The sequence below is a fragment of the Bacillus sp. JJ1521 genome (assembly GCF_036965165.1).
Lineage (GTDB): Bacteria > Bacillota > Bacilli > Bacillales > Bacillaceae_L > Ferdinandcohnia.
Window position 1 is genome coordinate 41,997 of the sequence record NZ_JBALOX010000068.1, and the last position, 24,666, is coordinate 66,662.

Annotated in this window: 23 protein-coding genes and 2 pseudogenes (1 of these 25 cut by a window edge); 5 read left to right on the plus strand and 20 right to left on the minus strand. The window is 39.5% G+C overall.

Annotation, left to right across the window (positions count from 1 at the left end; all coding sequences use genetic code 11):
* From V7147_RS10765 to V7147_RS10780, 4 genes and pseudogenes are all read right to left on the minus strand, one after another.
* A pseudogene (locus tag V7147_RS10765) lies at positions 1-271 on the minus strand (hypothetical protein) (it extends 789 nt beyond the left edge of the window).
* A complete protein-coding gene (locus tag V7147_RS10770) occupies positions 268-711 on the minus strand; it encodes a hypothetical protein (protein WP_335367857.1) in 444 nt (147 codons plus the stop codon). The pseudogene V7147_RS10765 and the gene V7147_RS10770 overlap by 4 nt, the downstream one beginning before the upstream one ends.
* A complete protein-coding gene (locus V7147_RS10775) occupies positions 712-1,254 on the minus strand; it encodes a sigma-70 family RNA polymerase sigma factor (RefSeq protein WP_335367889.1) in 543 nt (180 codons plus the stop codon).
* Positions 1,255-1,392: 138 nt separating this feature from the next.
* The gene (locus tag V7147_RS10780) at positions 1,393-1,650 is read right to left on the minus strand and encodes a DUF3949 domain-containing protein (protein WP_335367858.1); all 258 of its coding nucleotides are present in this window, start codon (positions 1,648-1,650) and stop codon (positions 1,393-1,395) included.
* A 267-nt stretch (positions 1,651-1,917) separates the two neighbouring features.
* On the opposite strand from V7147_RS10780, the gene V7147_RS10785 reads away from it, so the two are divergent.
* Positions 1,918-2,523 (plus strand): lysozyme inhibitor LprI family protein, encoded by a 606-nt coding sequence (locus tag V7147_RS10785; protein WP_335367859.1) that lies wholly within the window; start codon positions 1,918-1,920, stop codon positions 2,521-2,523.
* A gap of 51 nt (positions 2,524-2,574) precedes the next feature.
* On the opposite strand, the gene V7147_RS10790 is transcribed toward V7147_RS10785, so the two are convergent.
* The 4 genes and pseudogenes from V7147_RS10790 to gatC form a co-directional block, all read right to left on the minus strand.
* Entirely contained in the window at positions 2,575-3,135 is a 561-nt protein-coding gene (locus V7147_RS10790; RefSeq protein ID WP_335367860.1) for a GNAT family N-acetyltransferase, read from the minus strand.
* 433 nt (positions 3,136-3,568) lie between these two features.
* The gene (gatB, locus tag V7147_RS10795; RefSeq protein ID WP_335367861.1) at positions 3,569-4,999 is read right to left on the minus strand and encodes an Asp-tRNA(Asn)/Glu-tRNA(Gln) amidotransferase subunit GatB; all 1,431 of its coding nucleotides are present in this window, start codon (positions 4,997-4,999) and stop codon (positions 3,569-3,571) included.
* A gap of 15 nt (positions 5,000-5,014) precedes the next feature.
* Positions 5,015-6,479: pseudogene (gene gatA / locus V7147_RS10800) on the minus strand (Asp-tRNA(Asn)/Glu-tRNA(Gln) amidotransferase subunit GatA).
* A 14-nt stretch (positions 6,480-6,493) separates the two neighbouring features.
* Positions 6,494-6,784 carry an Asp-tRNA(Asn)/Glu-tRNA(Gln) amidotransferase subunit GatC gene (gatC, locus tag V7147_RS10805; RefSeq protein WP_335367862.1) on the minus strand — a complete coding sequence of 97 codons (291 nt, stop codon included), beginning with the start codon at positions 6,782-6,784 and terminating at the stop codon, positions 6,494-6,496.
* Positions 6,785-6,979: 195 nt separating this feature from the next.
* Between gatC and V7147_RS10810 the strand changes: the two genes are divergently transcribed.
* The 3 genes from V7147_RS10810 to V7147_RS10820 all read left to right on the plus strand — a co-directional run bounded on the left by V7147_RS10810 (position 6,980) and on the right by V7147_RS10820 (position 8,113).
* A complete protein-coding gene (locus V7147_RS10810) occupies positions 6,980-7,297 on the plus strand; it encodes a thioredoxin family protein (protein WP_335367863.1) in 318 nt (105 codons plus the stop codon).
* A gap of 162 nt (positions 7,298-7,459) precedes the next feature.
* Positions 7,460-7,762: an iron-sulfur cluster assembly accessory protein gene (locus V7147_RS10815; RefSeq protein WP_335367864.1), complete on the plus strand. Its 303-nt coding sequence runs from the start codon at positions 7,460-7,462 to the stop codon at positions 7,760-7,762.
* A gap of 192 nt (positions 7,763-7,954) precedes the next feature.
* A complete protein-coding gene (locus tag V7147_RS10820; RefSeq protein WP_335367865.1) occupies positions 7,955-8,113 on the plus strand; it encodes a hypothetical protein in 159 nt (52 codons plus the stop codon).
* A gap of 90 nt (positions 8,114-8,203) precedes the next feature.
* Here the strand turns inward: V7147_RS10820 and pruA are convergent, their stop codons facing one another.
* The 8 genes from pruA to V7147_RS10860 form a co-directional block, all read right to left on the minus strand.
* Positions 8,204-9,751, minus strand: coding sequence for an L-glutamate gamma-semialdehyde dehydrogenase (gene pruA, locus V7147_RS10825; protein WP_335367866.1), 1,548 nt, complete (start codon positions 9,749-9,751; stop codon positions 8,204-8,206).
* 159 nt (positions 9,752-9,910) lie between these two features.
* The gene (locus V7147_RS10830; RefSeq protein ID WP_335367867.1) at positions 9,911-11,137 is read right to left on the minus strand and encodes a CamS family sex pheromone protein; all 1,227 of its coding nucleotides are present in this window, start codon (positions 11,135-11,137) and stop codon (positions 9,911-9,913) included.
* A gap of 13 nt (positions 11,138-11,150) precedes the next feature.
* Positions 11,151-13,157: an NAD-dependent DNA ligase LigA gene (gene ligA, locus V7147_RS10835; protein ID WP_335367868.1), complete on the minus strand. Its 2,007-nt coding sequence runs from the start codon at positions 13,155-13,157 to the stop codon at positions 11,151-11,153.
* A 19-nt stretch (positions 13,158-13,176) separates the two neighbouring features.
* A complete protein-coding gene (gene pcrA, locus V7147_RS10840) occupies positions 13,177-15,405 on the minus strand; it encodes a DNA helicase PcrA (protein WP_335367890.1) in 2,229 nt (742 codons plus the stop codon).
* A 71-nt stretch (positions 15,406-15,476) separates the two neighbouring features.
* Positions 15,477-16,163: a heptaprenylglyceryl phosphate synthase gene (locus V7147_RS10845; RefSeq protein ID WP_335367869.1), complete on the minus strand. Its 687-nt coding sequence runs from the start codon at positions 16,161-16,163 to the stop codon at positions 15,477-15,479.
* A gap of 150 nt (positions 16,164-16,313) precedes the next feature.
* A complete protein-coding gene (locus tag V7147_RS10850) occupies positions 16,314-16,616 on the minus strand; it encodes a YerC/YecD family TrpR-related protein (RefSeq protein WP_335367870.1) in 303 nt (100 codons plus the stop codon).
* 32 nt (positions 16,617-16,648) lie between these two features.
* Positions 16,649-17,701, minus strand: a complete 1,053-nt coding sequence (locus V7147_RS10855; protein WP_438824576.1) for a DUF3048 domain-containing protein — start codon at positions 17,699-17,701, stop codon at positions 16,649-16,651.
* 66 nt (positions 17,702-17,767) lie between these two features.
* On the minus strand, positions 17,768-19,510 hold the full coding sequence (locus tag V7147_RS10860; RefSeq protein ID WP_335367872.1) for an adenine deaminase C-terminal domain-containing protein: 1,743 nt from the start codon (positions 19,508-19,510) through the stop codon (positions 17,768-17,770).
* 149 nt (positions 19,511-19,659) lie between these two features.
* On the opposite strand from V7147_RS10860, the gene V7147_RS10865 reads away from it, so the two are divergent.
* Positions 19,660-19,917 (plus strand): YgaP family membrane protein, encoded by a 258-nt coding sequence (locus V7147_RS10865; protein ID WP_335367873.1) that lies wholly within the window; start codon positions 19,660-19,662, stop codon positions 19,915-19,917.
* A gap of 42 nt (positions 19,918-19,959) precedes the next feature.
* Here the strand turns inward: V7147_RS10865 and purD are convergent, their stop codons facing one another.
* The 4 genes from purD to purM all read right to left on the minus strand — a co-directional run bounded on the left by purD (position 19,960) and on the right by purM (position 24,657).
* On the minus strand, positions 19,960-21,252 hold the full coding sequence (purD, locus tag V7147_RS10870) for a phosphoribosylamine--glycine ligase (RefSeq protein WP_335367874.1): 1,293 nt from the start codon (positions 21,250-21,252) through the stop codon (positions 19,960-19,962).
* A 232-nt stretch (positions 21,253-21,484) separates the two neighbouring features.
* Positions 21,485-23,023, minus strand: a complete 1,539-nt coding sequence (gene purH, locus V7147_RS10875; RefSeq protein ID WP_335367875.1) for a bifunctional phosphoribosylaminoimidazolecarboxamide formyltransferase/IMP cyclohydrolase — start codon at positions 23,021-23,023, stop codon at positions 21,485-21,487.
* 12 nt (positions 23,024-23,035) lie between these two features.
* A complete protein-coding gene (gene purN / locus V7147_RS10880) occupies positions 23,036-23,620 on the minus strand; it encodes a phosphoribosylglycinamide formyltransferase (protein ID WP_335367876.1) in 585 nt (194 codons plus the stop codon).
* Complete coding sequence (gene purM / locus V7147_RS10885) at positions 23,617-24,657, minus strand: phosphoribosylformylglycinamidine cyclo-ligase (protein ID WP_335367877.1); 1,041 nt, start codon at positions 24,655-24,657, stop codon at positions 23,617-23,619. Before purM ends, purN begins: the two co-directional genes overlap by 4 nt.
* Between the last annotated feature and the right edge of the window lie 9 nt (positions 24,658-24,666).

The following is a 24,666-nucleotide window of genomic DNA, read 5'->3' on the forward strand; positions in this document are numbered from 1 at the left end:
GGATCACTTGCTGATTTTGATTATGTTTGTTATTTCGCAACAGGAAGATAATCATATCCAACACATTGATGGCAGCAACAAAAAATGCACAAATGAACCCGACCAATAATGGATCTTCATAGCCAACCATCATGTAACTAAAGATTCCTAATAGAATGGAGCCAAACGCTCCTACCCCATATAAAAAGCCTCTTATTTTTCGATTTACATAAAAATGTCCCACTCCTGGAATAAACGATAGAAAAAATGCTAGTACTGGGTTATAACTCATTTTTCTCCCTCCTCATGATTTGCTCCAATTATGTCAAAAAGCGATAATGCTTTTTCCATTAAACTATTTGAAACAGATTGTTTTTGCTCTGAAAAACTAGTCGCCTCCACTGTTCCGACAATACCCGTCATGCTTTGGAAAACACCGGTCGACATAAGTGTTAATGTCACGACTGCTGCAACCCCGTAATGAAAAATCGGACTTTGTAAAAATGTTTTTCCTTGCTTTTCCTTTTTTATTGGAAGCTTGACGAAAACTTCGTCTGTAAAGCTATCATTTTCAAGGTTAGGTAGCACCCTAACTTGGTCCTCCACTAATTCCATATAGAATTCTAAACATTGGTCACAGGAAAATAGGTGATTTTCGAGTTCTTCCCGCTTTGGTTCTTCTAGCTGATCCTTTATATATAACAACCACTCTTCATTGCTGAAATGCCCCATTTAAAAATCATCCTCCTTCCAATGTTTCTTCATCCAATTTCGGGCTCGGTACAGCTTGGTTTCAACGGTTTTTACCTCGACCTGCTGTTCATCCGCGATTTGTTTATAGCTTTTTTCCGCTATGTAGTAGGCTTCGATCACTTTTCGATAATTCGCTGGCATATCGTGTAACCGGTTTTTAACCAGTTCTCTTTGTTCTTTTCGTAAAAGTGGAATCACGACTGCTTCCTCTGACGAAGAGAGTGCTGGAAGATCATCCGGCTCTAAAATCATCTCATGTTGCCGCTGCTTCTTCCGTTTTACATCGATTGCATGATTCACTGCAATTCGGGTAATCCATGTTTTAAAGCCCTGTGCACTATATTGGGGGAGTGCATAATAGATTTTGAGAAATACTTCCTGCGAAGCATCCTCGGCATCTTTTTCATGACGTAAAACCGGATAAATGGCTTTAAATACTAGATTCTTATATTTTTCAACGAGTAAGCGAAAGGCATGCTCATCCCCTGCTTTTGCCTTATCAATTAGAACCTCATCTTGAATCGCACTCTCCCCCTTTCTCTCTTGTCTACCCTAATAGACGAACTAACACCTACTATACCCTACAGTTTTTTTGAAAAAAAATATTAATATTTTTTAGCACGAAAAAAGACCCTCAAAAATGAAGGTCTGCTGAACCAGTTATTTATTTCGATGACGTATTTTATAGATTAAGGTTGCGATTAAGGTTGATGGTAAATTAAAGAGGCTTCCTTGAAGATTGAATTGTAATTGCTGTTCCTCAAAGGACATATCTTCGTACGTTTCGTTATGTGTTTTTTTCGTCTTCTTAAATTGTTCCTTTGTTGCTGCGATATTTCGGTACTGTATCGGAATCATCACTAAAACATAAAGAAGAAGAATGCCACCTATTACATACCACACAAAACTGTCACCCATCATCATTTCCCCCTTGGCGAAAAACCTTAATACCTATATTACGAATGACATCGACGAAGGTTTCAGAGTTTTAAAATTTTTTTGATGCTAAATTTATTTCCTCCACACCTTTCGATAATCCACTCTTCCATTACTATCAAGATCAATATTTTGATAATCACTTTTAATGGGCTTATATACGGTTGGTTTTTCCGCAGGTATATGTCGAATTTTACCGAGGGAAAAATAAGTTATTATGTTAAAATATGTATGGAGGAGGAATAGATTATGAAAAACAATAAAAAATATTTGATCGTATTACTTACTGTAGTATTGGCTTTTTTATTGGCGGCTTGTAATAACTTCACTGACCAATCAAGTGCTGGGGCGGATGAACAGTCACAAAATATATATGACGAATCGTCTAATGTAGATTCTACAGAAGATGCTGCAAACACTGCCAACAATAATAATAACGAAAAGGTAGATACTCCAAAAACTGAACCCCCAAAGGTTGAAGACACGTCTAAAACGACTACAATGAATATAAAGGAAGAGTATCTCAAGAAATTAAAAGATACTAAAAAAGTAACGGATGAAATGGAAGCAGAAAGTACAGCAACATACGCTTTAAAAGCAGTTGAAGACGATCGATGGGACATTTGGGATGATTTGTTGAATGAAGTTTATGGAGTCCTAAATGAGCAACTTCCTCCTAACGAGATGGACAAATTGAGGCAAGAGCAACGGGATTGGATAAACCACAGAGATGATACTGCATTAGAAGCATCAGTAAAATATAAAGGTACCACATCAGAGCACTTGGAGTATTCGACCATTTCAGCAGATCTAACAGAAGAAAGATGTTTTGAATTAGTTAAGGAGTATATGTAATCGCAAAGGCATTGCTTTACTGCAATGCCTTTAAAGTTGGCTTCCAAAGTACTAAACTATTTTTGCATATATACAAGTATTTCTTAATTCGTTGGAATCAGGTGATAGATCATCGTTTTTTAATATAGCTTCTAAGGTAAAACCTAACTTTTGCGGAATCGCCCTACTCTTACTATTTTTTTCATCGCATCTAATTTCAACTCTTCTTGCATTTAACTCATGGAAAGCAAAATCAGCGATGCCCTTAACCGCTTCAGTCATATAGCCTTTACCACTAAAACGACTATCAATCCAATAACCTATTTCGAACTTTGGAACAGCCCAGTCTATTTTATGCAATCCTGAGGAAGCAATGAATTCTCCTGTTTCCTTTAAAAATACTAACAATCTTAAATCCTCTCTTTTTATAAAGGATATATGTGCTGATCTAATATTCAATTCAACATCTTGTTCAGTTTGATCATTTTGAGCAAAAGGCATCCAAGGTTTAAGCTCATTAATGGAAGCCTTAATTGCATCGTGTACTGCCTTTCCATCTCCTGGTTTTGGCATTCGAATGACTAATCTTTCAGTTGTAAATTCCTCCGGAAACTCTTTAAGCATTGGATTCATTTAATTCTTCCCCTTTTCCAAAATTCCCCTATTTTTTCAATGATAAGTCTTTTACCCATTAAAATCAATGAATCAAAATCACATATACTTCTCATTCGAAAAGCTAAAGCGAGTTTGATAATAAGCGGAGAAATTACGCTTATGTAAGAAATAGAACTGAAAATTGCCTAAATAGATGGAGGGACTCCGCCTATTGACTAAAAAAATGAGAAAATCGGTGATTTTTCTTACCTAATCGGAAATACTCCGCTTAAATACACCGTGCCGAGCCCTATTCTGCAGCTTAACCGGAAAAACTCCGTTTATTTTTAATATCACTTTTCACTAAAGTAAACATGCTCTCCCCGATTTCAGCCGGAGCCTGTACCGCTAGACCTCCCCCATATAGCACAAAAAAAAAGAGACCTACTCCCAAGTAGGTCCCCTTCATCAATTACAGTTTATTCATTTCTTCAACAAGAATCTTGTTTACCATTTGTGGGTTGGCTTGTCCTTTTGTTTGTTTCATGACTTGGCCAACTAGGAAGCCGATTGCCTTTCCTTTTCCACTCTTAAAGTCTTCTACAGATTGTGGATTGTTACCAATAACTTCAACGATAATCTTCGTTAGGGCACCTTCATCTGAGATTTGAACAAGTCCTTTTTCCTTCACGATCGTTTCTGCGTCTCCACCATTTTCGATTAACTCTTTAAAGACGGTTTTTGCGATTTTGGAGGAAATCGTTCCGTTTTCGATTAGCTTGATCATCCCAGCTAGTCCTGCTGGAGTTAAAGCTATTTCATGTAGTTCCTTCTGCTCCGCATTTAGATAACCTGATACTTCACCCATTATCCAGTTTGATGCTTGTTTTGCATCTGCGCCATTTGCTACTGTTTCTGCAAAGAAATCAGACGTTTCCTTCGTCACAGTAAGGACAGATGCATCATATTCTGGCAGGCCAAGTTCTTCAATATAACGTTTTTTACGAGCATCTGGAAGCTCTGGAATTTCAGCACGAACTCTTTCCATCCACTCATCGTCAATGTAAAGTTCGACTAAGTCCGGCTCTGGGAAGTAGCGATAGTCATCTGAACCTTCTTTAACACGCATCAAGATTGTTGATTTTGAAGATTCATCATAGCGGCGTGTTTCCTGTTCGATCACCCCGCCTGCAGATAAAACTTCTGCTTGGCGAATTTCTTCATACTCAAGACCATTTTTAACGAACGCAAATGAATTTAGGTTCTTTAATTCAGTCTTCGTTCCAAACTCTTCTTGACCGACTGGACGCAATGAGATGTTGGCATCACATCGAAGTGAGCCCTCCTCCATTTTACAGTCAGATACACCTGTATATTGGACGATTGATTTTAATTTTTCTAAGTAGGCATATGCTTCTTCAGGTGTACGAATGTCTGGTTCTGATACGATTTCAATCAGTGGTGTTCCTTGACGGTTCAAGTCAACCAATGAATAGCCACGACCAGAGTGAGTGAGTTTACCTGCATCTTCCTCTAAGTGAAGACGAGTAATCCCGATTCTTTTCTTTTCACCGTTCACTTCGATATCTATCCAGCCATGCTCTCCTATTGGTTTATCAAATTGAGAAATTTGGTAAGCCTTTGGATTATCCGGATAAAAATAGTTTTTGCGGTCAAATTTTGTTTCCTGGTTAATCTCACAGTTTAAAGCCATCGCAGCCTTCATTGCCCACTCCACGGCTTTTTTATTTACAACCGGAAGAACACCAGGGTATCCTAATTCAATGACACTTGTGTTTGTATTTGGAGCCGCTCCAAATTCGTTTGGCGCGCTTGAAAATATTTTTGATTCGGTTTTAAGTTCAACGTGAACCTCCAACCCGATAACTGTTTCAAATTTCATTATTGTTTTCCCCCCTTACAATTGTGGTTTTTGTTTATGATGATCGGTTGCTTTTTCAAACGCATCTGCAACTCGATATAATGTACTTTCATCAAAATGCTTACCAATAATTTGAAGTCCAAGCGGTAATCCGTTTGAGAAGCCGCAAGGAACTGATATTCCAGGTACACCCGCTAGGTTCACTGGGATGGTGAGAATATCATTCGCATACATTGTAAGTGGGTCATCCATGTTTTCACCAATCTTAAATGCTGGTGTTGGCGTAGTAGGTCCAATGATGACATCATATTTTTCAAATACATCTTCAAAGTCTTTTTTGATTAATGTACGAACCTTTTGTGCTTTTTTATAATAAGCATCATAATAACCCGAGCTTAGTGCAAAGGTTCCTAGCATAATACGACGTTTTACCTCGTCACCGAAGCCCTCGCTTCTTGACTGCTTGTACATTTCAATGAGATTTTCGGCATTGTCTGTACGATATCCATAACGAACCCCGTCAAAACGTGAAAGGTTTGCAGATGCCTCTGATGATGATAATAAATAATAAGTGGCTAATGCGTATTTTGAATGTGGAAGCGAAACCTCTTCCCATGTTGCACCAAGACCTTCAAGAACCTTAAGTGCATCAAGAATAGATTGGCGAACTTCCTCGTTAACTCCCTCACCAAGATATTCCTTTGGCACCGCAATTTTTAGACCCTTAACATCACCCGTTAAGGCTGATACATAGTTTGGTACATCGACATTTGCAGATGTTGCATCCATTGGGTCAACGCCAGAAATTGCCTGTAAAAGGTAGGCATTGTCCTCAACTGTGCGAGTAACCGGTCCAATTTGATCTAATGACGATGCAAAAGCGATTAAGCCAAAGCGCGATACTCTTCCGTACGTTGGCTTTAATCCAACCACTCCACAAAAAGCTGCAGGCTGGCGAATTGAACCACCAGTATCGGAACCAAGTGAGAATAGGACTTCTCNNTTCTCCTGCAGCAACTGCTGCCGCCGAACCACCACTAGATCCACCTGGAACCCGATCGAGATCCCAAGGATTTTTCGTTACCTTGAATCCGGAGTTTTCATTTGATGAACCCATAGCAAATTCATCCATGTTAAGCTTACCAACCGTAACCGTTTGAACTGACTTAAGCTTTTGGACAACTGTCGCATCATAGATTGGATCAAAGTTTTCTAGGATTTTACTAGCCGCCGTTGTGCGAAGACCTTTTGTGACTATATTGTCTTTAACACCGATTGGCATACCGAATAATAGACCTTGACCATCACCGTTTCCAAGTGCTTCATCTAATTGCTTTGCATATTCCCTTGCATGATCTTCGTTTAATGTTAAAAAGGCCTGTACCTTATCATCAACAGCGTTGATTCTTTTAAATGATTCATCAACAAGGTCTGAGACTGATATTTCTTTTTTATGTAAAAGTGAATGTAATTCTGAGACTTTATGATCAAAAAGTGACAACTTTTCTCCCCCCTTTATTCAATGATAGATGGTACACGGAATTGACCATCTTTTGCATCCGGTGCATTTTTCAATACTTCTTCAACTGGTAATCCTTCTTTTGCGATATCTTCACGCATTACATTTTTTACGGAAAGAACATGTGAAGTTGGCTCCACATTTTCTGTATCTAATTCATTTAGTTGCTCAGCAAACGAAATAATTCCATCTAATTGTTGTTGGAACATCTTTGCTTCGTCCTCTGTCACGGCTAAACGTGCTAAATTTGCTACATGTTTTACTTCTTCAATCGAAATCCTCGACATTTCCCTTCACCTCCACCGTCCATACAATATACTGATAATATCAAAAATTACTCTATTTCGGCAACAATTCCTCCCTCATTCTTCCCGAATTTAAGTGGAACCATAGCCAAAAATCCAACTGGGCAGATTATTTTTCTTTTAGATATGGAATTTGTTATAGTAGAATTACAAATTATAGCATTTGGAGTGATAGGTATGGAAAGGATTACTTCTGTTGAACAATTTAATGAGATTATTCAATCTAAAGGGGCTATTGTAAAATTTGATACAACTTGGTGTCCAGATTGCCGACGCCTAGAAGCGTTCATTGGTGTGGTTCTTGAAACTCATAATCGTGTACCTTGGTATAGCATGGACAAGGACGAGTTCCCTGAAATCGCAGAGAAATACGCTGTAATGGGAATCCCAAGCCTTCTTTATTATAAAGGCGGAGAAAAGCTTGGTCACTTACACAGTGCAAACGCAAAAACTCCTGAGCAAGTAAATGAGTATCTTGAAGGATTAGGAATTTAATATGGACAAAAGAATGCCGTTACTTTTTTCTTAAAATAAGTAACGGCTTTATTTATTTTACTTTGATTCATTTTTTCTGAAAGAGGCTATATATTTGTTATTTTTCAGAAATACTGAGAAAATAAGTAGTATAAATTTTAAATCGGAAATGGGAGAATCAGTATGAATGTAAAAATCAATCGTAACGCTGCAAAAGTAATGAAGCAAATGCTCGAAAGTGAAGAATCAGACGGAAAAATGCTTCGTGTCGTAATCACAGAACATCACGGCAACCATGCCCACTATGCTCTTCAATTCGATAACCCAACAGAGCACGATGAAATTGTTAAAACAGATAAAGGTGTTGAGGTCCTTCTTGATACGAGGGATGCTGAATTTTTAGATGGTATTTGGATCCAATTTTTCTACTTACCCGAAGAACAATTTATGATCACAAACCCGAAAAAAGGTCATCACCATCATTAAAAAGCGTGGAGAGTTTCTCCACGTTTTTTTCATGATAACATTGCAACTTCATTACTTTTTCAGTCCACTGTAAAGAATCTGTATGATTACTGTAAATCAAGTCTATTAGCAAAATATTTAATGTATATTGTTACTAGATTGGCAGCTTGGTTAGCTAATCAATAAATAGATATCTGGAGGTATTGAAAACCAATGAAAAAGAACTTATTGTTTAAAATTGGAGCTTCTCTACTAGCAATTTTCTTAATGACAGCGTGCAGCAGTGAAGATACTGATCAACAGCCAGATACTGAAGAAACTGATACTGATCAAACAGAAACAGAGGATGGAGCAGAGGAAGATACAGAATAAGCTTCTTAGTGATTTTCTTAGAGAAATATCCATCATGAAATAAAAAAGTAAAGTGAACGCCCTCTCTTCGACAAAAGAGGGCGTTTCTTTTTAAAACATTTCTGAAATTGTTTTTGCTTGCATGTGAAGGAGTAGGTAGTCTGGTCCACCCGCTTTTGAGTCTGTTCCGGACATATTGAAGCCACCAAATGGTTGATAGCCAACAATTGCACCTGTACATCCACGGTTGAAGTAAAGATTACCCACGTGGAAATCTTCCTTTGCTTTTTCGATATTTGCACGGTTATTTGAAATAACAGCACCAGTTAATCCGTACTCAGTATTATTGGCAATGTCGATTGCATGATCAAAGTCACGGGCTTTACTGAATGCCACAACAGGGCCAAAGATTTCTTCTTTCATGATGCGAGCGTCCTCTGCTACATCAGCAAAGATGGTTGGGTGAATGAACCAGCCTTTGGAGTCGTCACCTTCTCCGCCATGAAGAAGCTTTCCTTCCTTCTTTCCAATCTCAACATAGCTCATAATCTTGTCATAAGCACCTTGGTCATTAACCGGTCCCATAAAGTTTGCCCTTTGTGTAGGGTCACCCACTGTTAATTCTTTTGTTAATTCAACAGCACGGTATAGAACCTCATCATATACATCTTCAACGACAACTGCTCGTGAACATGCTGAGCACTTTTGTCCTGAGAATCCAAATGCAGATGCAACGATTGATTTAGCCGCTAATTCTAAATCTGCTTCTTTATCAACAACAATTGTATCTTTACCGCCCATCTCCGCGATGACACGTTTTAACCAGATTTGACCTTCATTTAATTTGGAAGCACGCTCATAGATTCGTAGACCAACATCACGTGAACCTGTGAAACTAATAAAGCGAGTTTTCGCGTGATCTACTAAGTAGTCACCTACCTCAGAGCCACTTCCAGGAATAAAGTTAACAACCCCTGCAGGTAGTCCTGCTTCTTCAAGAACTTCCATAAACTTTGCAGCAATTACTGGAGTTGTACTAGCTGGTTTTAGTAATACAGTGTTACCTGAAACTAAAGCAGCTGTTGTCATACCAGCCATAATCGCAAATGCGAAGTTCCAAGGTGAAATAACAACCCCAACACCTAATGGGATGTACGTAAAACGATTATGTTCAATTGGACGACTCTCTACTGGAATTCCATTCTTTAATTTTAACATTTGACGTCCGTAATACTCCATAAAATCAATAGCTTCTGCAGTATCTGCATCCGCTTCATTCCATGGCTTACCTGCTTCTTTTACGAGAATAGCAGAAAACTCATGCTTGCGGCGACGAACAATCGCTGCAGATCTAAAAAGAATATCAGCACGCATTTCTGGGCTTGTTTTTCTCCATGTTTGGAAAGTTTCATGTGCAACCTGCATGGCCTTTTCGGCTAACTCACGGTTAGCTTTTGAAACACGGCCAATTACTTCTTCCTTGTTTGCAGGATTAACAGAGACGATTTTATCTTCGGTTGAAATGCGTTCACCACCAATGATTAGGTCATAATCATTGCCTAAATAAGCTTCGACAGTTTTAAGACCGGCTTCAAACGCTTTCTTATTTTCTTCAATTGAAAAATCCGTAAATGGTTCATGTTTATAAGGTACTACCATTCTATTTTTCGCCTCCCATTGTAGTCTTAAAGCTTAACAATATCATTCTACTAAAATAAAGCGCTTCCATCAAATTAAAAACGTTTTTCGTAATATTCTGTAACCTTCATATCCAAAAAAACAAGACCTACCGCCAAGGTTAGATCTTGTTTTTCCAGTTTAATTATAGACATGTACCGTCGGTTCCGTTTCTCCTGCATCCCTTATTATGACACTTTCTGCACCATTTTCAGATTCGATATATACTTGAAGTGAAATATAATTATCAAAATGCTCCATAATTAGGCCCGTTACATATTGGGTAAATCCGATGACCTCTGATTTCCCATAGAATTGCATAGGAATGGTTAAGGTTAACTCCTGTAATTCATCATTCTTGTAAAAGCCTTTTCCGACTACTGCAGTGAAATTCGGGAAAAAGTCTGCAATCGCATCAGAAAAGTTTTGTACCATTAACGAATCTTCACGATTATTATTTTTTGCCTCATTTGATGGGAAGAAAAAATACTTTTCATTAATGGTTTCCCACTTTCCAATTTTTGAGGAGTTCCCATCTACTTTTGCATTCATAATAAAGTTCCCTGGAGCAACAGAGCTAGCTGCCTGCTGTTTAAATAAAGCGACAACGATAGGAACATCACGAATACTTTCATAATCTTTCTCAGTTCGAATTCGGTTAATGATTTCCTCAGCTGCTATTTTTCCTTCTCTCTCGATATCAGCATCGGAAATCTCTACATCTCTCGGATAACCGCCCATCGAAGCCGGGAGATTATAATAGTGATGGGAGTTCATGCCAATCCCAATGACAATCCCGCCAATCTCTAATTTATCCTCATTATTTTTTATTAAATAGTTCTGCTCCGTAATTGCTCCAATATAAATTGGGCTTTTTTGCATCGCCGCTTCATATCCTGGATCCTCATCCGGTGTATCAAAAACTGGGTTTAGCCCTTCATTAGGCAATTCTTTTACGTTTTTTGATTTTTTCGCTTTCGCTTTCGCCTCTTCATAAGCTTTTTGTTGAGCATCAGATCTTTTTCGCTTTAACCAGTCTTGAATCGTATTTTTTTCTAAATACTGACCTTCCTGGAAAAAGTATTTATTTGATGGGAATGAATCCTGAGCGATTCGCATCAATCCCGTCTCAAATTCATCAATATCTAAACGGTTATTAATATAAGCTGAGACAATCCCCCGTGCTTTTCCTGTTTTATAAGGGATCACCGCTTTATAATAGGAATCTGATATATTATATCTAGGTATGATGGCTTTTTCTGCTTTTTTATCTGAATCCTGAACGACCTCTGTCTCTTGGCCAAATTTCGGAGCACAACCAGATAAGAGCAGCAACAACGCCAAACCTAGAATGTATAGGTTTCTCAAGTTCGAACACCTCTTATTTCCTTAGTTCTTGTACCAGTCTATCCTCATCCCAAATCTCTATTTGCAAATCTTGCGCCTTTGTAAGCTTCGAGCCTGCTGCTTCACCTGCAATTAGAAGGTCTGTGCTTTTACTTACACTTCCTGTAACCTTTCCTCCTAGAGCTTCAATCTTTGCTTTAGCGTCATTTCTAGTTAATTGCTCAAGCTTACCAGTAAGGACGACGGTCTTTCCTGCAAAGTAGGAATCACTATCTTCCACTGATACAAGCTTAGGGCCCTTATATTCCATATTTACCCCGTATTCACGCAGTTCATTTAAAAGGTCATGAACCTCTGGTTGCTCGAAATAGGTGACAACTGCATCTGCCATTTTTTCACCGATTTCATTAATTGAAGTTAGTTCTTCCTCGGTCGTAACTTGTAGCTTCTCCATCGTTTCAAAATACTGTGCCAGTGTCTTTGCAGCCTTTGCCCCCACATGGCGAATTCCTAAACCAAATAAAAGCTTTTCTAAGGAATTCGATTTCGATGCCTCAATGGCAGTAAGCAAATTATCTACTGATTTTTCACCCATTCGCTCAAGTTGGATTAGCTGTTCATGCGTCAATGTGTAAATATCGGCAACATCAGTAATCAGTTTTTCATCAAATAATTGTGAAATGACCTTTTCTCCGAGGCCGTCAATATTCATCGCGTTACGGGAAACGAAATGAATCAAACCTTCCCTAATCTGTGCAGGGCATTTCGGGTTGATACAGCGTAATGCTACTTCTCCATCTAAGCGGACCAAATCACTGTCACATTCTGGACATTGTGTCGGCATAAAGAACTCTGACTCTTCGCCAGTTCTTTTTTCAACAAGAACATTCACAACCTCCGGAATGATGTCTCCTGCCTTTTTCACAACAACCGAATCTCCAATTCGAATATCCTTTTCACGGATTAAATCCTCATTATGAAGAGATGCCCGTTGAACGGTTGTACCCGCAACACGAACGGGCTCTAATATTGCTGTTGGCGTGATAACACCGGTTCTTCCTACACTTAGCTCGATATCAATCAGCTTTGTAACAACCTCTTCTGCCGGAAACTTATAGGCAATTGCCCAACGTGGACTTTTTGCTGTAAAACCGAGCTCATCCTGTTGGTCAAATGAATCAACCTTTATCACAATTCCATCAATATCATACGCAAGGGATGGACGTTTTTCTGTCCATTCCGAAATATAATCAAGGATTTCCTCAACGGTTGCACATTTTCTACGTTCAGGGTTTGTTTTAAACCCTGCTTCATCTAGCATATCAAGGCCTTCACTATGGGAATCAACGCCTAGATTCGCAGTGTTAGCAATGGCATATAAAAAGATATCTAGATTGCGGCTTGCGGCAATTTTCGGGTCAAGCTGCCTTAATGAACCGGCTGCTGCGTTCCGTGGATTTGCAAATGGTTCTTCTTCGTTCTCAAGTCTTGTCGCATTTAGCTTTTCGAAGGATTTTCTTGGCATAAAAGCTTCCCCGCGCACCTCAATATCAAGTGCCTTCTTTAAACGAAGGGGAATGGAACGAATGGTCTTTAAATTAACGGTAATATCTTCTCCAATTTCACCATCACCACGTGTTGAGCCTTGAAGAAAAAGTCCTTGCTCATAGCGAAGCGACACAGCAAGACCATCGATCTTTAGCTCGCACACATAAGAAATAGAATCCCCAACTGCCTGTCTGGCACGACGGTCAAAATCACGCAAATCCTGCTCATTAAATGCATTTCCTAGACTCAGCATGGGAATTCGGTGCTCTACTTTTTGAAAGGATTCAAGAACCTGTCCACCGACGCGGACTGTAGGGGAATCCCCCGTCCTTAATTCCGGGAAATCCTCCTCAAGCTGGATTAACTCCCGCATTAACCGATCATATTCTGCATCTGGTACAGAAGGTTTATCCAACACATGGTATTCATAATTGTACTGATTTAAAAGCTCATGAAGTTCACGAACTCTTTCTTGTACTGCCACTTTGTCCATACATCCAATCCTCGCTTTCCTAATTTGACTTTGTGATTGGAGCAAATTTTGCAAGTAATCGTTTGATTCCAGTAGGACTAGGGAATGCAATATCCAATTCCTTCGATTCCCCTTCTCCTTTTACACTGACGACCGTACCAATTCCCCATTTTTTATGCTCTGCCTTGTCGCCAACCTTCCAGCCAATTTCATCTCCACCAGTTGATTGTGCAATTGGTTTTGAGAAGACTCTTCGTTCAGGTTGTCTCGAAGGTGAAGATGATGAAGAAAACGGTGTACGCATTTGCTGCCTACGCTGTTCACCTAAATCTTCGAGAAGCTCTTCTGGAATTTCCGCAATAAAACGTGATACTGGATTCATTGACGTCCGACCATATAGAGTTCTCATTTGTGCATTCGATATATATAATTCTTCCTCTGCTCTTGTGATTCCCACATATGCAAGTCGGCGCTCTTCCTCCATTTCGGCCTCTTCCATAAGAGAACGACTATGCGGAAAGACCCCTTCTTCCATTCCCATTAAAAAGACCACAGGGAACTCAAGTCCTTTTGCAGAGTGCAGAGTCATCAAGACAACTGCATTATGTTTATCATTTTCATCTTCGTCAAGCTTATCAATGTCTGCTACCAATGCTAAATCAGTTAAAAAAGCAACCAGACTCTTATCATCGTTAGCCTTCTCAAAGTTTTGCGTAACAGATAAAAATTCTTCGATGTTCTCAATTCGACTTTGGGATTCAAGCGTTTTTTCAGTCTTTAACGCTTCTAGGTAGCCAGTTTTCTCTAACACGTTCTCGACCAATTCAGTAACCGATAAGTAATCCTGCATTTGGTCCCAATTGTTGATTAAATCGCGAAACTCACGTAATGAATTGGTTATTTTCGCACTTAAACCAATTTGCTCAACCTCCAGCAACGCTTGGAATATCGAAAGGTCTTGTGCAATCGCATAATTTGCAATTTTATCAATCGAGGTCGCACCAATTCCACGCTTCGGCACATTAATAATTCGAGTTAAACTAATATCGTCATCTGGATTTGCAATCACGCGTAAGTACGCTAAAATATCTTTTATTTCTTTACGATCATAGAACTTTATACCGCCGACAATTTGGTAGTTGATATTGGATTTAAGTAAAACTTCCTCCATTACACGGGATTGTGCATTGGTTCGATATAAAATCGCGATATCCTTATAGGAACGGTTTCCACCATCTACAAGTTCACGTATTTTTCCAGCCACAAACTGTGCTTCCCCAGACTCACTGTCCGCACGGTAATAGAAAAGCTTTTTCCCTTCATCATTCTCCGTCCAAAGATTTTTGGCTTTACGATTCATATTGTTTTGGATGACTTGATTTGCTGCCTTCAGGATTCTTTGTGTTGAACGGTAATTTTGTTCAAGAAGAATCACTTTTGCATTTTTATAGTCCTTTTCAAATGAGAGGATATTGGCAATATCAGCCCCACGCCAACGATAGATGGACTGATCGGAATCCCCTACAACACATAAATTTTTAAAACGCAAAGCAAGGAGCTTAACTAGCATATACTGTGCACGGTTTGTATCCTGATACTCATCCACATGAATATATTGAAACTTGCGTTGATAGAATTCCAACACCTCAGGAATCCGCTGGAAAAGCTGAATGGTCGTCATAATCAGATCATCAAAATCGAGTGCCTGGTTTTTGCGAAGTCGTTTTTGATACAACTTATAGACATCACTTACAATTTGCTCATACATACCACCCGCTGTTTTCTCATAATCCTCCGGTGTTTGTAATTCGTTTTTCGCACCGCTAATGGTACCGAGAATCGTACGTGGATCAAATTTCTTCGGATCGATGTTTTTTTCTTTTAGAATATTTTTGATAACCGAAAGCTGGTCAGTTGTGTCCAAAATTGAAAAATTCCGGCTGAACCCCATGCGATCGATATCTCTTCGTAAAATTCGAACACACATGGAGTGGAACGTTGAAATCCAGATGTCCTCAGCCGCGCCGCCCAAGATCCCTTGAACACGCTCCTTCATTTCACGAGCAGCCTTGTTTGTAAAGGTAATCGCTAAAATATTCCATGGCGCAATTTGCTTTTCCACCATTAAATACGCAATACGGTGTGTCAGAACCCGAGTCTTTCCACTCCCCGCGCCGGCCATTATTAAGAGTGGACCATCTGTCGCTTTAACCGCTTCTTGTTGTTGTTCGTTTAATCCCGTTAACAATTTATTGCTGATAAATTGCAATTTCGTCACCGTCCTATCTCAATATCGTACATACGTTCTATTTTATCCTATTTCAGAGTAAAATTCCATGCTTATCCCTTAACAGCATGTACTGTTTTTAAGGCCATATTTATGTCTTCATAAATAATATTTCCAACGACAACTGTGTCTGCCAGCCCGGCCATTTCTTTTGCTTGCTCGGCTGTCTTGATTCCACCGCCATAAAACAGTTTTGTTGTTTGTAGATTATTTTTTACTGCTTCAACTATTTCCTTATCACCATAGGTTCCGCTATATTCCAGATAAAAGAGAGGGAGCGAAAACATTTTCTCCGCCATTGTCGCATAGGCTACGACGTCATCCTTGCTTAAAGAAGCATTGGCACCAGTTAGCTTAGCAGCCTTGCAGTCTTCGTTAAGGATGCAATAACCCTGCATAATCATCTCATCCCAATTCATAACTTCTCCATATTCCTTTACCGCCTCATGATGCAAGCCCATCATCCATCTTGTGTCACTGCTATTTAAAACGGTTGGAATAAAATATAAATCAAAGCCAGGTGTGACTGACTCTATATTTGAAATTTCTAAAACAACAGGTACAGTATAACGTCGGATAAGAGCCATTAAGTGAAGGACATTGTCCAGAGTAACTCCATCAGTTCCACCAACAATTATCGCATCTGTACCTGATTCACATATTGCGTCTAAATATTCATCGCTGATTTCCTTGTTCGGATCCAGCTTAAAAACATGTCTCCATTTTCTAAAATCGTACATGAAGATCCTCCATTCATCATTCCATTCCTCCATTATAACAAAACTACACGCATCTATTAATACCTAGGTGGATTTCATAATATTTCTATTTTCTATAACCTCACCAAAGAAAAAAGCCGAAACCCGAGGTTCCGACTTTGCTGAATAAAGTTATTGATTTTCCGATTCTTTCACACGGTCGAGTGCCATTTGATAGGCATCATTACCATAGTTCAAACAACGCTTAACACGTGAAATCGTTGCTGTACTAGCTCCTGTTTCCGTTTCAATCTTATGGTATGTGTTACCTTCTTGAAGCATTCTTGCAACCTCAAGGCGTTGAGCTAATGACTGAATTTCGTTAACTGTACATAAATCATCAAAGAAACGATAGCACTCCTCAAGGTTGTTGAGTGAAAGGACTGCATTAAATAATTGATCAAGTTCTTTCCCACGTAGTTTATCAATTTGCATATATATAGTATCTCCCTTTTTAAGATCTTCTATTAATTTCCAAACGAAACAGCGCCTACGATTCCTGGTGATGTCGGAATAATATTAATCCATGTTTTTCCTGGAACAAAACCAACTTCTTCCCCATTCACAAAAGGAACAATTCGTCCATCGACATTTCTCCACTCAATTTCCTGTGCTTTACCTTTTTGAAGTAAATAGCCTTTACCTCCAGATGTCACATCAATTTCTCGTCTGCCATAATCATCAATAAAGCGATGATTCATTTCAACGATAAGCACATTATCAAGTAGTACCGGTGTATTTGTTTCCCGGTCTACTGTTTGATCGCCTCCGCTATAACGCTCATACTTTCCTTTATCTTGATTATAATCATAGACTGCAGCAAAAGTATCTCTTGATGAATAGGATACTCGAACATGTTCAGCTAGTGTTCCTTCAATTCCATCTACTTCGTCCTCAGATAAAAATGCAAAGCTTGGTACTTCTTCTTTCATTGAATACCCTTGTTTGTCTGCTCCTTTTTCAATATTTTCAAATGAAATATACGAATTATGTGGAGCAACATTATGATCAGCCCTCCAAAAAAGAGTGCCATCATAAACCATTCCATTTATGTTGTCTATCTTACCGCTGTTTAGAATTTGCTGGGCTTCAGGGCTCCATCCGTGTGCGACATATAAGGCATCAAAGCCTTTGCTCAACTCAATATAATAATCTCTCGCACTACGAACAGGTCCAATAATCTCTGGTTCCTCACTTTGGAACACGGCCAAAAAGCGTGTCACATCTCCCTCAGCTAACACTTCATACACAATATCAGCCATATGTAAACCTGATTGTGGACGTGCTTGCGGGTGATTGTTGACCATCACAGCAAATGGACGATTGTTTACATCTTCATTTGTTCCAATCCCTGTTAGTGGGAAAACGTGATCAAAATCTTGACTTGGTTCTTCTTTTGCAACTGGATCAGTCTGTTTTGGTTCATGCTCTTCCTGCTGTTTCGCTGCCTCTTCTTTATTGCTACATGCAGTGGAAAGAAGTAAAAGGAAAATTCCTAGAATGAATAAAGTCTTTTTCATAATCGAGCACACAACCTTTATTAAAATGTATAAATGCGCCTTCATAAGGATAAATCCTTTTATATTTTAACGCATTATTGACGGAAAGAGTACTATTTTATTCATGACATCATAAATACCTTGAGGTGTGATACGAGTATATGGCAAATGTGTAGACGACAAAAACGTCAATGTATAAATCGGATCACTATGGCTGTATCCGCGTTCCCTCACTAAACGAACAAATTCTTTCTCAAGCGAGCTTAATTCTACAACAGACTTTGCCGATGTCACTCCACCTATGTCTAATGGGATTTCATGTATTATATTACCTTCTTCAGTTAAGACAATACCACCGCCAATTTCTTTCATTCGATTAAAAGCAAGAAGCATATCATTTTTATTTTTACCAATTAATACAAAATCACCCGTATTTGAAAAAGAACTTGAGAATCCTGAGATGCGGTTCGCAAAACCTTTTACAATTGTATTAACACGCCATTTACCATCCCGGTCCACTAGCATCAGGAAGCTCTCATCATGTTCCATTGAAAGCGTGTCATAGGAAGCGTCAATCGATATCGAATATGGCTTCATAATCACGGCATTTTCCATCTTCATCCCAAATGGCATTGAAAACTGAAGATCATCTAGCGTAAGTTCCCAGTTTGTTGCAAGATTTGAAAAACCTTGGCTCTTCCATGGAAATTCTGGAAATGCATTCTGGTCATTATTATCTCGCTTCACCCAAATACCTTTAGCAAGAACAGATTCCGGAGTTGGATTGTCTATTGCAGATAAAATATTTAGGTTAGCGATTCTTCCAGTTGCAATCATACCATGGAGGTTCTCAATATTGTAATGTCTTGCAACATTAATCGTCGCCATATTATACGCATCGATGATGGGAACGCCTTTTTCAATCGCAATTTTGATCATGTTATCGATGATTCCCTGCTCGTAAAACGCCGGTGGTGAGCCATCGGTAGTGAAGATGAAATTATCATACTGATCTATGCCCATTTCATGAATTTCGTCTAACATTTTTGGCAAGTCCGGACGAATCGATGAGTACCTTAATGAGGTTGTATATCCTTGAAGCAAACGATTTAATACTTCTGTTCCGGTCATGGATTCATGATCACTATCAGCACCTAATAGCATCAATTTTGCTAATGTTTTTTCTGAAGCTCCGGGAAAGTGTCCCTCAACCTTTTTACCAATCCTTTTCGTTTCTTGAATCCAATGAAGCATAAGGTCATCGCCATCAAGCAGCTTTGGCCAACCCGTTAATTCTCCACCTTGAACAACTGAATCATGCTCAATCCAGCTTAGTACATTCCCATTTGAAAAAGCTTGTTCCTCATGGTGAATTTCTGTCTGAGGATCGTATCGGCACCACCAGTACATTGTTACCGGAAGTTTCTTCATTTCCTCCAAAAAAGAAAACGCTTTCTTTTTTGTCGTTTGTAATGCAAGTACTAAGTTGTCATTGATGATTGTTGTTGTCCCTGTAAGGGATGCATATTGAGCAAACGAGTGGGGATTATATAAATGAAACGAATGTGCATGTGGTTCAATATAACCTGGCACGACAAATTTCCCAGCACAATCTACAACCTCACAGTCGGTGAGTTTTGAAGGCTGCTGCTGACCAACATATACGATGCGATCTTGGTAAATCCAGATATGTGCGTTAATCCATTTTTTTAACATTTGATTTAAGTATGTGACATTTTTCAATAAAATCGTTGGTGACTTTTTTCCATCTATAACTGCAACATGTTCTCTGAGTTGCTTATTTTTCCAACGGTAGCGTTGCCCAACCATTAACCATCTCTCCAATCCCTGCTTAGCTCCATGGAAGCGCTTTATATTATCGTACCATATTAAACGATTTAATGCATTAAAGACTTTGTGAAAATTTGTAAAATTTTTATGAAATTTTGTAAAGATTTTGAAATGGAGGTAGTCGTTTCATGAGACCGAATATTGGGCTTATTAATGCGTTTGTCCGAATTACTTGCGGGTTTACGATGCTAGCATGGGCAACATCGAAAATGGTGAAACGCCCTTGGCGCGAAAGTTTTATTGTGATCGCAATGCTTGGAGGAATGAAGATAGCTGAGGGGATAACTCGTTTTTGTCCACTCACAGCTCTCTATTATGGATACTGTGAAAGAAAGCAAGAGGAACCGGAACCGCAAAAGCAGCTTCCTCCTGTAAATCCAACATAAATGAAGGTAAGAGGGCTATCCTCTTACCTTTTTTAATCAGTTTTAGCTGAATTGCGTTTTATTTTTGGGAATTGCGCTATAAGCTAACGCCTTGTTCCCAATATCTTTACGGTAAAACAAATTTGCACACTGAATCTTTTCTGCTTCTTCGTAGACAAAGTTCTGTGCATCTTCAAGGCTTTCACCGCTTGCTACAACAGTTAATACTCTTCCACCATTCGTAACAAATAGTTCATTCACCATATCTGTTCCGGCATGGAACACGCTGATTTGTTCATCTAAGTTCTCTAACCCTTCGATGACTGCACCTTTTTCATAGCTTTCAGGATAGCCTTTTGAGGCAAGCACGACACCAAGTGTTGCTTTATTAGACCACTCGAGAGCAATCTCTTTTTGATCAAGCAATCCTTCGATAACTTCGATAAAATCAGATTCTAAACGTGGCAGTACCACCTGTGTTTCAGGGTCACCAAAACGTGCATTGTATTCAATTACCTTTGGTCCATTAGCAGTTAAAATTAACCCTGCATAGAGTACACCCGTAAAGCTTCTTCCTTCTGTTTCCATCGCTTTAACAGTTGGATTGATGATCGTTTCAATCGCTGTTTGAACAACTTCCTCTGAAATTTGCGGAACTGGGGAGTAGGCGCCCATTCCTCCAGTGTTAGGACCTTCATCGTTGTCAAAGGCGCGCTTATGGTCCTGTGAAATAACCATTGGATAGGCTTTTTTTCCATCTACAAAAGCCATTAATGAAAATTCTTCACCTGCAAGAAATTCCTCAATGACAACCTGAGCGCTTGCTTCACCAAATTTGTTCGCCTCCAGCATGTCATAAACACTTGCTAAAGCCTCATCTAAGGTAAGAGCAACGGTCACACCTTTACCGGCAGCTAGCCCATCTGCTTTTATGACGATTGGGGCACCTTTTGCTAGGATATATTGTTTGGCTTCTTCATTTGATGTGAATGTTTCATATTCCGCAGTTGGAATATTGTATTTTTTCATGATTTCCTTAGCAAATGATTTGCTGCCCTCCAAAAGTGCTGCTTCTTTTGTTGGTCCAAAAATAGCTAGTCCTTCTGCTTGAAATCGATTGACGATCCCATTGATTAACGGAACCTCTGGACCAACAAGGGTAAGGTCGATTTGCTCTTTTTTTACAAACTCGATTAAACGGTCAAAATCATTTTCGTCGATGTTGACCAATGTTGCGATATCCTGCATGCCTGGATTACCAGGTGCGACATAAACTGTGTCTACTTTTGGACTTTGGGCAACCTTCCAGACGAGTGTATGCTCACGCCCACCGCTACCAACTATTAGTACCTTCATTTATTCACCTCATCAAACGAATTTGATTGATTTACAAGTTTTTAATGTCTAGCGCAAGCAGCCTAGCCCCTCGAGGTCACAAGCCGTTCCATCGAGAAGGTCAAAGAACAATCTTCTAGCTGGCCCGTCTTGTGCTTGTCTGACTTGCACAGGAAGTGCTGACATCGACGTTTGCCACAGGACGTGGCAGTAGTTAGTCGATGTTCCGATTTCTCGCTTGCGCTTTTCTTATTTAATGTTTAAAATGTCGTACTCCGGTAAAGACCATTGCGATTCCGTATTCGTCAGCTTTTTGAATGGATTCTTCGTCACGAATCGATCCACCGGGTTGGATGATGGCTGTGATGCCTGCTTTTGCGGCCGCCTCTACTGTGTCACCCATTGGGAAGAAGGCATCTGACGCTAGTGCTGATCCTTTTGCCTTTTCACCTGCTTGATTAATCGCGATATTCGCTGAGCCGACACGGTTCATTTGACCTGCGCCAATTCCAATTGTCATATTATCTTTTGCTAACACAATCGCATTTGATTTAACATGTTTGACAACCTTCCACCCAAGCTTCAAATCAGCCCATTCTTGCTCAGTTGGTTCACGTTTTGTCGGAATGGAAATCGTTGCTTCATCTAAACCATACGTGTCCTCATCCTGAACTAGCAATCCACCACGAACAGAGACAAGCCTCTTCTCAGCTTTCTTATCAGCAGAAAAATCAACAGTGAGTAGACGTAAATTTTTCTTAGAAGAGAGAATCTCAAAAGCTTCCTCACTAAATGATGGGGCGATAATAATTTCAAGGAAAATTTCGCGCAATTTATGAGCAGTTTGTGCGTCAACTTCACGGTTAACAGCGATAATTCCACCAAAAATAGAGGTAGAATCTGATTCATATGCTTTTTGATAAGCTTCGTCTAATGTATTTCCAACCCCGACGCCACAAGGGTTCATATGTTTTACTGCTACTGCTGCTGGCTCTTTGAATTCTTTTACGATTTGAAGGGCAGCATCAGCATCATTAATGTTATTGTAGGATAATTCTTTCCCGTGTAATTGTGTGGCAGACGCGATAGAAACTTGCGTACCTAATGGCTTTTTGTAAAATGCTGCTTTTTGATGTGGATTTTCTCCATAACGAAGGTCCTGTTTCTTCTCATAAGTAACCGTTAAGGATTCTGGACTTTCCTCACCTGCTGCATTTGTTAAAAATTCAGCAATCACTGCATCATAAGCAGCAGTATGACGGAATACCTTTGCACCTAAACGAAGCTTTGTTCGTGCTGTAACTTCACCATTTTCAGCAATCTCTTCTAACACTGTATTGTAATCCTGTGGATCAACAACAACTGTTACATACTTGTGGTTTTTAGCGGCAGAACGAAGCATGGAAGGTCCGCCAATATCGATATTTTCAATCGCATCCGCAAACTCGACTTCCCGCTTTGCAATTGTTTGTTGGAATGGATATAGGTTTACAACAACTAAATCAATTGGTGTAATATTATGTTCTTCAAGCGCTTTTACATGCTCTTCATTTTCTCGAACTGCAAGAAGTCCGCCATGAATATTTGGATGAAGAGTCTTTACACGCCCGTCCATGATTTCAGGAAAGCCTGTAACCTCTGAAATTCCGATAACAGTAAGCCCAGCTTCCTCTAGAGTGCGTTTTGTACCGCCTGTTGAAATAACCTCAACCCCATTTTCAATTAAACCTTTCACAAATGGAACAAGGCCTTGTTTACCTGAAACACTGACAAGTGCACGTTTGATTGTCACGATAATCGCTCCCTATTGTAGATTTTCATCCTTCGATGCTACAAGTGACTGCAGGATCTGCGGATAAAATTCATGTTCGATTTGATGTACTTTTTCTTCGATGCTTTCTAACGTATCTCCTGGTTCGATTGCTAGTTCTCGCTGTGCAATGATTGGTCCCGTATCCATTCCTTCATCAACATAATGAATGGTAACACCTGTCCTGTCGACACCTGCTCGAAATGCCTGACCAATCGCATCTTTACCTGGAAATGCAGGTAATAATGAGGGATGGATGTTCACAATTTTATTGCGATATGCCTTTAAAAGGGTATTGCCAATTAATCTCATATAACCAGCTAACACTATTAATTCTACATTTTTTGCACGTAGTTGTTCTACTATTTCTGCTTCAAAGTATGATTTTTCTGGATATTCTTTTGGTGAAAAAACAAAGGTTTCCACCCATTCCTTTGAAGCACGCTCGATCACCTTCGCACCAGGCTTATCGCAAACTAAAATATTTATTTCTGCCGCAAGTCTTCCTTCTTTAATCGAATCAACAATTGCTTGAAAGTTTGTGCCGCTGCCTGATGCAAAAACTGCTATCTTTTTCATACAAGTGCTCCTCCACCAAAGGTTACACCGTTTCCTTCTTTCATACGTCCAATAATATACGCCTTTTCTCCTTGCCCTTCGAGAAGTCCGATTACATCATGCAGAATCGCTTCTTCTACGGCAAGTACCATTCCAATTCCCATATTAAAAATATTAAACATTTCTTTTCGGTTAAGGTTTCCAGTCTCTTGAAGAAGATCAAAAATTGCTGGAATTGGCCATGAGCCATAATCAATTTCGGCGGCCACACCGTCTGGCAACATACGGGGAATATTTTCAATAAAGCCTCCACCTGTAATATGGGACATTCCCTTAATTTCAAATTTCTCCATTGCTTTAAGCAGGGATTTTACATAAATTTTTGTGGGCTCTAGAAGCTCTTCGCCTAATGGACGACCAATTCCTCCATACGTTTCATTGAGTTCTAACTTACCATCCTCAAGCAACACCTTACGTACAAGCGAATAGCCATTGCTGTGAATTCCGCTGGAAGTAAGACCAATTAGAACATCACCAGGCTTAATGGAAGCTCCTGTTACAAGCTTTGATTTTTCAGCAACACCTACTGAAAAACCAGCAAGATCATATTCTTCCTCACTATACATGCCTGGCATTTCAGCCGTCTCTCCGCCGATTAACGCACAACCCGCTAGTTCACATCCATCTGCAATCCCTTTTACGATCTGTTCGATTTTTTCAGGCTGTGCTTTCCCACAAGCAATATAATCTAAAAAGTATAATGGCTCAGCGCCTTGAACTACAATATCATTTACACACATTGCAACCGCATCGATTCCAATTGTATCGTGCCTATCCATCATAAAAGCCAACATGAGTTTCGTGCCAACACCGTCCGTGCCCGAAACTAATACAGGCTCTTTCACATTGACCTTTGAAAGGTCGAACATGCCACCAAAGCTGCCAAGTCCTCCCATTACCTCAGGGCGAACTGTTTTCGCGACATGCTTTTTCATTCTGGAAACAGCCTCATAGCCTGCCTCAATGTCTACTCCTGCTTGCTTATAAGCATTTGCCATGTTCTGAAC